The sequence below is a fragment of the Sporosarcina sp. NCCP-2222 genome (genome assembly GCF_023168145.1).
Classification (GTDB): domain Bacteria; phylum Bacillota; class Bacilli; order Bacillales_A; family Planococcaceae; genus Sporosarcina.
In genome coordinates this window covers 182,225-191,044 of record NZ_BQYK01000002.1, presented here as the reverse complement: position 1 = coordinate 191,044, position 8,820 = coordinate 182,225, and the positions used below count along the sequence as shown (strand labels likewise).

The following is an 8,820-nucleotide window of genomic DNA, read 5'->3' as shown; positions in this document are numbered from 1 at the left end:
AAAGAAATGCTGAAGGTGTCGGACCGTTCGTCCATCGAAGAACGAATGGCAGTAACGGATAAACCGTTGGAAGAGCTGGCAGAAGGAAATATTATATGGAAACGAGAACATGGAAATCATGTCGTCAGTAAAGGAGCGCCAATCAATTACGATTCGCTCGGCGTGCGGCCGGACAAACTGGATCTATACGGACATGATGTCAACTATATGGTGAAAGACGGAAAGCTCATCATTTTTAAAGACAATCCGGATTTACAGTATTATACACAGGGAGCCGAGATGGGACGCTTCAATTACTACTCTGCTAAATCCGCAGAAGCAGTAGCTAATTTCTATGGAACGGCAGGTATATTCAAAGTGTTAGGGAAAATACCCGGCTCGACTAAAGCCGTTGATCTTTTTAATAAGAAAGTGCCATTACCTCACGCGGGATCAATCGGCAAAGGGGTCGCATCCTACGAAATCCAAAAGAAAGTGCCAGTATGGGGAGAAATTATTGGCACGACGGTACCTTCAATCGGGACGAAAGAGGTCATTTTATATCTTAGTGAAGATGAAGGAAAGAATTGGCCACATCGGGTTCGCTTTGTCATAACCCCGGATGGAGAAGTCACTACCAAAAAGTTTAAGGGGTAACAAACAGTTTCAAGTAGGAGGCGGAGAATGGGTCCGATTCAACTAACATTAGTCATCGCTGCAGTAGTCATCCTCAATAATTATGTGTGGGAAAAGGACAAAAAGACAAAATGGCACGTAACTGCAATCCAAATTATTGCGATTGTCGCCATCATCCTTCTGTTGGAGTACTTTATTCCATTCTTCAAATAAACCAAATAGCAGGATGCCTAGGCATCCTGTCAGCCTGTTGACAAACGCTTTCATACGTTGTTGCTCGGCTCGCTCGTCCTCTCATGAACTTTAGTTCTATTCGAGTCTTCGCTCGCCTTCGCGCCTAGTCTGGCAAGCGTTTTCAAGCCAGGCTGAGGTGTGTGCTAATTAGTCGAAAAAGCAATTACAAAAGTGTAGACAAAGTTAAAATCGACTTTGTCTACACTCTGGCAGGATGCCTCGGCATCCTGTTTTTTTAGAAGTACAGATGGAAATACAAGTAATTTATTGAAACGCCTGGAGGGTGTGAGAAGGGGTTTCCGTGATGAAATAGGGGTGAGGGAAAAGTGAAAATTCTGGCAGTCCATCCGTTTCAAGAAGGATTGCGAAATATGCTGAGTGCGTTGAATCGGCTCGAAACTGAAATGAAAGCAATCGAAACAACAATCGAGACATTTGTAGCGTTAGATGAAGCATTTAAAGGTGAAGGCGGCCAAGCCATTCGTTCGTTCTATGATGAAGTGCATTTGCCGTTCATCCAGCTCTTCCATATGATGCAGAGTGACTTCGTGAATGTACTGGAACGAATGACAGCTGCATTAACTACATTGGAACCACATCCTTCAGGATGGATCCAAGAGAGCTTTCTAGAAGGGGAAGTGGAGCAGGGCCTGGATGAAATAGCCCGAATCACCGCGAGTCTGACAGACGAAGCGAATCAAATCATGAACAAAGTAGCCGACATCGTTGCCTTGCCGCATCTGGACGACAGCAATGTACAGGACGGCATTTACACAGCGAAGCGAAAACGCGATAATACAGTCACGGAGCTAAATACATTTGATTCAGAGCAAACCAATGCCCTAATAGCTATCGACAACCATCTACAAGTGATGGAACGATGGATTGCGGACGCATCCAGCCTGTTTACAGAAAACACGTCCGATATTCACTACGAGACGGGGCAATGGGCGGAGCTGCTCGCCAAGAACCTCCTACAGACGGACATGGCCTACAGGGGCACTGTACTGGCCAGTGTCATGACCGGATCAAAGTCGAAGGAACAGCTTGGAAAAGACCTCGAAGCGACAATCAACGAGATGGAAAAAGTCCGTGACAAAGAGGAATTGGAGAAGCTTTACGATGAAATGGCCAAGTATTCTCTATCAGAAAATGTTGGACTCAACCGGCAAGCCTATCCGACAGACGGCGATCCCGTCATGGACTTTCGCGCCGTCAAAGGTCCAGTGCAGCCTATGTTCGGTGGGGGGATGATACCACCTGGGTTTGGCGGATTCGTGATAGGTACAGTTAAAGGTGCCCTTGACTTCCTGTTCCTTGAAGATGTCAAAACTATATTTGACAAGGATACAACAATTCCGCAAAAAGCAGCCGCCTTTTTTTTCCTGACCCCCCAAGGGAAGATCTTCAAGAGTGGCACAATAACTTATAGATTGAGCAGGAAAGCAATGGGAGGGAAGATTAAGAAGGTTGAAAAGGTAGAGGAGCCGAAGAAGACTGGTGGGTTGGAAGGGACTAAGGGTAGGGATAATGGTGTACCTTCTTATGGTAAGAATTCAGTACCTATCGGACCTTATAGAGAAGTCAATGGGTTCCCAGTTAAAGTAAAGCCAGGTGCTCAAGAGAAACATATTCCCAATACCCCAAATTACAAGCAAGAAATTGCAAATGGAAAAAATAAGAGTATTTTCTATGGTGATAATAAAACAGCACAAGAACTGCTTGATAAGTTTGCGGGGAAAGGTCAACTACTACCGAACGGTAAAAAAGAAAGAGTAGACTTTGGTAAACCAATTGGGAAATACTATGATCGCGATACAGGTAAATACCTTGAGACTACTAAAGGATTAATACATTATGGAAAAGACGGTGCTCATATAGTACCATCAAGACCATAAAAAACAAAAGAAAAGAGGATGCATATGGGGTATGACTCTTTAATAGAAACAATAATAAATTATGAAGATCGTGACATGATTCTAGAATGGGAAAATGGATTAAGGATTATTGGCGAGTTAGATACAGTTTTCGAAACAGATAATGGATTAGATGAGGATGATATAAATTATACAGAATATGATGCAGCTGTATTTAGAGTAAGTAAAATTTTATCTCATCCTAGTAAAAACAAAGGCGGTTTATATAATTGGTTAATACAAGAGAAAGGTTCATTGGTTGAAATTTCTCTCTATGATGATCCTCCAAGTGCAATTTTTTTAACTGACGGACAAAGTGTATGGAAAAGGGAAAATTAGAAATAAAAACGTTGCATTAAACATATACCTTGATTGGCTAAATGCCTTTCAAGGTTTTATAAATGGTGAAGAATTAAAAGGCAAGAATTAAGAGACGCGACGCATTTCTATTTTTTTAAGTAGGTGAGAGAAAGTAATGCTACCATTAAAGAGGCAATAAGAGGAGGATATACATGGATCAAATTAAACTCCTTAGGACTCAAATGTCATTTTCTCAGGAAATACAGTGCTTTCCTTAACCAGACATCTTGCCATTCTCTGAGCCGCTCTATCGAAGTAAAATTGACTTGAATGATTAGGATTGTTAATCGGTTCTAGTTCGGAGAACATTCGGTCTATTACTCTGACGTTGAGTGAGAACGTATACAAGATGGAAAAATTAAACTTGGATAATTACTTTAATAAAAGGCGTACCTAATTTTCAAGTTGAAGAATATGAGGATAAAATTTATATAGATGAAAACAACATATTGAATGTCTATATAGGGATTGATAAGGTATTAATTTCATTTTCAGAAAACGATACTGTTTCAATTGTACAAAATGAGAATGTTGGATTTGCTTTAGACAAAAATAAAATGGTTTGTGGCGTTATAGTAAGTGGCATGTTAGAACATGAAAAGAATATATTAGAAGAAGCGTTGAAATAAAGTATATAAAATAATTGAACCTTGATTGGCTAAATGCCTTTCAAGGTTTTATAAATGGTGAAGAATTAAAAGGCAAGAATTAAGAGACGCGACGCATTTCTATTTTTTAAAGTAGGTGAGAGAAAGTAATGCTAGTCAACTAATGATAAAAATTCATAAAAATATAGCAAATACACCTGCTACAATAGGGCAAGCAGACCAATACGGTCAAAGATATACTGTTGATATGCTAATAAAAGGGGCAAACGGTAAAACTGCCACAGTTAGAACGGGATGGATTATTAAGAGTGGCTCAAATACACCTGAAATGACTACACTATTTATAAAGTAGGTGAAGATAATGAGTTTTGAAGTATACGAAACTGTTATAGTTTTAGAAGATGACCCTAACGAGGGGATAAAAAAAGGAGATATAGGCACTATAATAATGGTTTATGATACACCTAATAAAGCATATGAGGTTGAGTTTGTCGATGAAGAAGGTAGAGTCAAGTATCAAGGAGTTTATCTCTCAAATCAGATAACAAAACTAAAATAATTTTATGATGAAACCTTGATTGGTTTAATGCCTTTCAAGGTTTCTTTTTTTGTTGGTGGGGGCTACCCAGTAGGAATAGTTCATTTTTGGGGAGAGAATATGAGTGACTCCTGTTAGCCATATATTATGTTTTTAAGAATCCTTAACTCAAATAGCAGAACGACGGAATGAAGAGGGCATAAAACGAAACAAGGTAAGTTGTTTACGAAAGTTCAAGTAAAGCGAATATTGGATAGAAGGAACTTTTATACAGGTAAGTATTAATGTGGTGACATTATCAATAATGAAAAGGTGGATAAAATGAGTAGAAAATTATCTAAAGATGAATTAGTTGAACTAGTAACTAAAATTTGTAATCCTAAACTGTCTGATGAAGAAGTAAGTGAATATATAGGTATTTTGGAAAACAACGTTCCTCATCCAGCCCCAAGTGACTTAATTTTCTGGAATGAAGAGGAATTATCACCAGAAGAAATAGTGGAGATTGCCTTAGCGTATGAAGAAGAAAAATAATTGTATTTAGAACACGTATCAGGAGAACCTTGAATGGCTATATGCCTTTCAAGGTTTCTTTTTTGTTTGTGGAGCCGATTAATGTAAAATAATTTACTAATTATCTTAAGAAACATCCGCGTTACTAGGTGCCATGGTATTAATCTCTGTAATAGCTCATTTTCCTGTAATCAATTAAAAAAGAATAGTGGAGGAATAGTATTGGAACGTTGGGAAAGGTGGTACCGATATTTGGATTGCCCTCAAGCTCAAGGGTGGTAACAGAGTTTTTGTGATTTATTTTTCTAACACTGAAAACAATAAATTACAATTTAAAGATGTATTGGATATAAGATATTCTGTTAAAATGGTTTTATTAATAGGATTTCTAGTATACCAGTGGATATACTCCAAAATAATAGAATATTCATGGTGACTGACTCAAGTTATTTACATAACTTTATATTCCAAGTTTCTGGAACATTTCCTACGAAAAACATAAAACATTATCTTGTGTTTGATAGAGTTGACACTGGAATAGAGTTGCTTACAACAAATGAACCGACTTTAACAAAGTTATGAAGGTATTAGATGCTAAAGCCATAATTTAGTTACTACTACACCAGGGGTGATAAAATGAAACTAATCGGAAGCAAACAGGAACAGGATTTCAGAAAGGAGTTAGAAGGTTCGAACATTGTTTTGGCTCGAGATGGTAAAGCAGAAGCAATATTGAATGTGTTAAGAACTACTTTTGGAGAAGTAAAAAGCGCATATATTTTAAATTGGACACCAGACCAGAGCGAAGATATATTCACTATTTTAGTGGATCTTGATAGAATTGCAAAAATTGAGATTAGTAGAGTCGATCATTTAGAATTACCTATAATTGAAACTTTTAATCTGAAGGATTTTCAAAGAGGTTTGAGTAAAATTTTTCGAATTAAATTAGCCGTAGCGATTGATTTAGCAAAAAAGCGACATCAAAACGGTTAAATCAGTATTGTGGAACTTTGATTGGCTTTCAAGGTTTCTTTTTTTGACGGGGGCTGCCCAGTGACGAAATGTGGGATTGGCTTTAGACAAAGATAAAATGGGTTGTGGTGTTATAGTAAGCAGTATGTTAGAACATGAAAAGAATAAATTAGAAGAAGCGTTGAAATAAATGAAGTAGAAAATTATTGAACCTTCATTGCAAGAGAAAGGTTCATTGGTTGAAATTTCTCTCTATGAAGATCTACAGCAGGATATGGAGGGGTTCAGAAATCAAATTGTCGAGAGAGAGAGCTAAACAACTGGCACTTGACTATGTAAATAAAGATAGGCATAAAAACTTCGAGTTAGAACTAATGGGTGTCGAGATGTCTAAAATTTCCCCGAAATACTGGGCTGCTTCTTTTGAAGTTAAAACTTCAGAAGGGGATATTTTAGAGGGGCCTTTACTTATTCTTGTGGATGATGTTTTAGAAAAAGCAATGAGTTTGGATGAGGCTGTTGAATCTCGCCAGACTTATTTCTAAAAAAGATGAGTGACATGTGTTGGCTGCAAGCTTGCAAGATATTGTGGGCGCTAAAAAAATTGAGTCTCTTTCAGATTGACTTATTATTTTTACGCACTTGCTTATTCATTTATGATCCTAATGAGGGAGTGGGACAAGGTGGAAAATCTTGAGATTATTTTAACCGATTTTAATAAGAAAGATATAAATAAATTGGTTTATGATGAGTTCAACCTAGCGAGTTTGAAAATAATATCATCACATTTTTATGATAGGAAACTAAAAAAAGACTTGGTATTTTCTCGAGTGAAAGATGTAGAGGAAATCTTATCGCCGACAGGAACAGGGAATGTATTAATTGAGGAATTACAGTTAGGTATACCATTAAAGGATATCATGATTGTATTCTCGTTTAATGAACTTAAAGGCGATATAGTATTAAACTTTCCTGCAAATGAGATTGTTAATAGATATGAAGAAGATGGTGAATTAAAGATAAAAATACTGATACATTATTTGTTCGCATTAAAAAAGGGATTTAATATACCCAAAATAGTGCTAGGTTATGAACCTGCTACAGATGAAGATTGCGTGCTAATTGAAATAGGTAATGATGATAGTAACTATGATCAAGAAATAAGAAAATTATTGAACTGTAGCCTATAAATGGACCCAATGAGAAGAATTTTCTGAGTTAGAATACAATCCTGGTCAATAGCATAAATCTAGAGTTTATCTTGATTGAGCCGCTCAGCAAATGACGGTTTTTCCAATTGGAAAATATGAAGTATTTCAAGCGGGAAAATTAAGTCTTACTGTCGGAATGTAGAGAATATGCAACTTTTGATGAGCCCGTTATCTCACATATGTAAAAGAGTGATGCGACCGACCAAAAGGACTTTACGTCTTTAAGGTTTATTTTTTTGCAAAAACCTAATAATCCTAATGGTTTAAAGGGAAACTAATATTGTATGGCTCATTTTATCTTCTCAATTATCTAATCAACCTAAGTTGGCTAGCGTGTTTGGCAACGGTTAGGATTGTCTCAAAAAAATATCATATGGTTTTTACACTTTCCTTCGAAAAAGCATGGCATTGCTAACATAAAAGGCGTACCATTAGAGGGGTGACTTTGCGTGGTCCAGTCGAAGGTCCGATAAAGGGACGAAGACAAGGGCGGCGTGAGCAAAATCATACTATCATGCGCCAACTGAAAGCATTTGGATAATGCCTGAATTGGTCAGACATCATACATCTATAGTGAAGGAATGCCTTTTTGGCGATGATCGAGAGGAAGGAACAGGATAATGAGTGAACTAGCTGGACGTATCGAACATGATTTTTTAGGGGAGAAAGAGATTCCGAATGATGTGTATTACGGAATTCAAACGATGCGGGCAACGGAGAACTTCCCGATTACGAAGGAACGCATGCATCCGGAGTTGATCCGTGCCATCGGCGTGGTGAAGAAAGCGGCAGCCATCTCCAATCACTTTGTTAATGATTTGCCGAAGGAATTGGTCGTGGCGATTGTTCAAGCGGCGGATGAAGTGATTGAGGGGAAATTGGTGGATCATTTTATCGTGGATCCGATTCAAGGGGGCGCTGGCACTTCATTTAACATGAATGCGAATGAAGTCATTGCCAACCGCGCGCTTGAGATCATGGGCCAGCCAAAAGGCGATTACAGCATCGTTAGTCCGAACAACCATGTGAATATGTCTCAATCTACAAATGATGCATTTCCGACAGCTATCAAAATTGCAGCACAACGTCTTGTGAATGAGCTATTGGAAGCGATGGAGCAGCTTGTGGATGAGCTGAAAGGGAAAGAGCAGGAATTTGACGGCATCATTAAGATGGGAAGAACTCATTTGCAGGATGCGGTTCCGATTCGCCTGGGACAAGAGTTCGGCGCTTATCGCAGTGTCATCGAACGCGATATTGAGCGTATTGCGCGGACGAAACCACTTCTTTCTTCCGTTAATATGGGAGCGACTGCCATCGGTACTGGGTTGAATGCGAATGCGGATTATATCGAAATGGTAGTCGATCAATTGAGCTCCATCAGCGGATTGCCTTTGCAATCGGCTGGGAATCTGATTGACTCGACGCAAAATACCGATGTTTATACAGAGCTATCTTCAGCGCTGAAAATCTGTATGATTAACCTTTCGAAAATGGCCAACGACTTGCGCCTCATGGCATCAGGTCCAAGAGCCGGCTTCAGTGAAATTAATCTTCCAGCCAGACAGCCAGGTTCCTCAATCATGCCGGGGAAAGTGAATCCGGTTATGGCTGAGGTGCTGAACCAAATTGCTTTCCAAGTAATCGGCAACGATCACACGATCAGTTTGGCTTCCGAAGCGGGCCAATTTGAATTGAATGTAATGGAGCCAGTGCTCGTCTATAATCTCTTGCAATCGCTGACGATTATGAAGAACGGAATCCAGGTGTTCCGGGAATATTGCATTAGCGGGATTACTGCGAATGCAGAGCGTATGAAAGAGTATGTGGAGAAGAGCATCGGCACATTG

General features: G+C 38.9%; 11 protein-coding genes and 2 pseudogenes. All 13 read left to right on the top strand.

Translation table 11 applies throughout. The features are described 5' to 3' along the window. Positions 1–636: pseudogene (locus tag NCCP2222_RS04895) on the top strand (hypothetical protein); the annotation flags it as partial. Between the two features lie 27 nt (positions 637–663). Then, positions 664–828, top strand: a complete 165-nt coding sequence (locus NCCP2222_RS04890; protein ID WP_248510133.1) for a hypothetical protein — start codon at positions 664–666, stop codon at positions 826–828. A 347-nt stretch (positions 829–1,175) separates the two neighbouring features. Continuing rightward, positions 1,176–2,747, top strand: coding sequence for a T7SS effector LXG polymorphic toxin (locus NCCP2222_RS04885; protein ID WP_248510132.1), 1,572 nt, complete (start codon positions 1,176–1,178; stop codon positions 2,745–2,747). 24 nt (positions 2,748–2,771) lie between these two features. Beyond that, positions 2,772–3,104, top strand: a complete 333-nt coding sequence (locus NCCP2222_RS04880) for a hypothetical protein (protein WP_248510131.1) — start codon at positions 2,772–2,774, stop codon at positions 3,102–3,104. Positions 3,105–3,574: 470 nt separating this feature from the next. Continuing rightward, on the top strand, positions 3,575–3,754 hold the full coding sequence (locus NCCP2222_RS04875) for a hypothetical protein (RefSeq protein WP_248510130.1): 180 nt from the start codon (positions 3,575–3,577) through the stop codon (positions 3,752–3,754). Between the two features lie 115 nt (positions 3,755–3,869). After that, positions 3,870–4,085 carry a DUF6883 domain-containing protein gene (locus tag NCCP2222_RS20850; RefSeq protein WP_375709160.1) on the top strand — a complete coding sequence of 72 codons (216 nt, stop codon included), beginning with the start codon at positions 3,870–3,872 and terminating at the stop codon, positions 4,083–4,085. 9 nt (positions 4,086–4,094) lie between these two features. Then, on the top strand, positions 4,095–4,292 hold the full coding sequence (locus NCCP2222_RS04870) for a DUF4926 domain-containing protein (protein WP_248510129.1): 198 nt from the start codon (positions 4,095–4,097) through the stop codon (positions 4,290–4,292). A gap of 139 nt (positions 4,293–4,431) precedes the next feature. Further along, positions 4,432–4,556: pseudogene (locus tag NCCP2222_RS04865) on the top strand (recombinase family protein); the annotation flags it as partial. A 36-nt stretch (positions 4,557–4,592) separates the two neighbouring features. Then, positions 4,593–4,805 carry a bacteriocin immunity protein gene (locus NCCP2222_RS04860; RefSeq protein ID WP_248510128.1) on the top strand — a complete coding sequence of 71 codons (213 nt, stop codon included), beginning with the start codon at positions 4,593–4,595 and terminating at the stop codon, positions 4,803–4,805. Between the two features lie 615 nt (positions 4,806–5,420). Beyond that, positions 5,421–5,780, top strand: coding sequence for a hypothetical protein (locus NCCP2222_RS04855; protein ID WP_248510127.1), 360 nt, complete (start codon positions 5,421–5,423; stop codon positions 5,778–5,780). Positions 5,781–6,055: 275 nt separating this feature from the next. Beyond that, positions 6,056–6,304 (top strand): hypothetical protein, encoded by a 249-nt coding sequence (locus NCCP2222_RS04850; protein ID WP_248510126.1) that lies wholly within the window; start codon positions 6,056–6,058, stop codon positions 6,302–6,304. A 138-nt stretch (positions 6,305–6,442) separates the two neighbouring features. Next, positions 6,443–6,949 carry a hypothetical protein gene (locus tag NCCP2222_RS04845; protein ID WP_248510125.1) on the top strand — a complete coding sequence of 169 codons (507 nt, stop codon included), beginning with the start codon at positions 6,443–6,445 and terminating at the stop codon, positions 6,947–6,949. Between the two features lie 641 nt (positions 6,950–7,590). Continuing rightward, the coding region (locus tag NCCP2222_RS04840) for an aspartate ammonia-lyase (RefSeq protein ID WP_248510124.1) at positions 7,591–8,820 on the top strand (1,230 nt) is incomplete at its 3' end.

Bases quoted from the DNA above. Each gene is read 5' to 3' on its own strand.
- NCCP2222_RS04890 (WP_248510133.1), top strand. From the start codon at position 664: ATGGGTCCGATTCAACTAACATTAGTCATCGCTGCAGTAGTCATCCTC.
- NCCP2222_RS04880 (WP_248510131.1), top strand. From the start codon at position 2,772: ATGGGGTATGACTCTTTAATAGAAACAATAATAAATTATGAAGATCGT.
- NCCP2222_RS04870 (WP_248510129.1), top strand. From the start codon at position 4,095: ATGAGTTTTGAAGTATACGAAACTGTTATAGTTTTAGAAGATGACCCT.
- NCCP2222_RS04860 (WP_248510128.1), top strand. From the start codon at position 4,593: ATGAGTAGAAAATTATCTAAAGATGAATTAGTTGAACTAGTAACTAAA.
- NCCP2222_RS04855 (WP_248510127.1), top strand. From the start codon at position 5,421: ATGAAACTAATCGGAAGCAAACAGGAACAGGATTTCAGAAAGGAGTTA.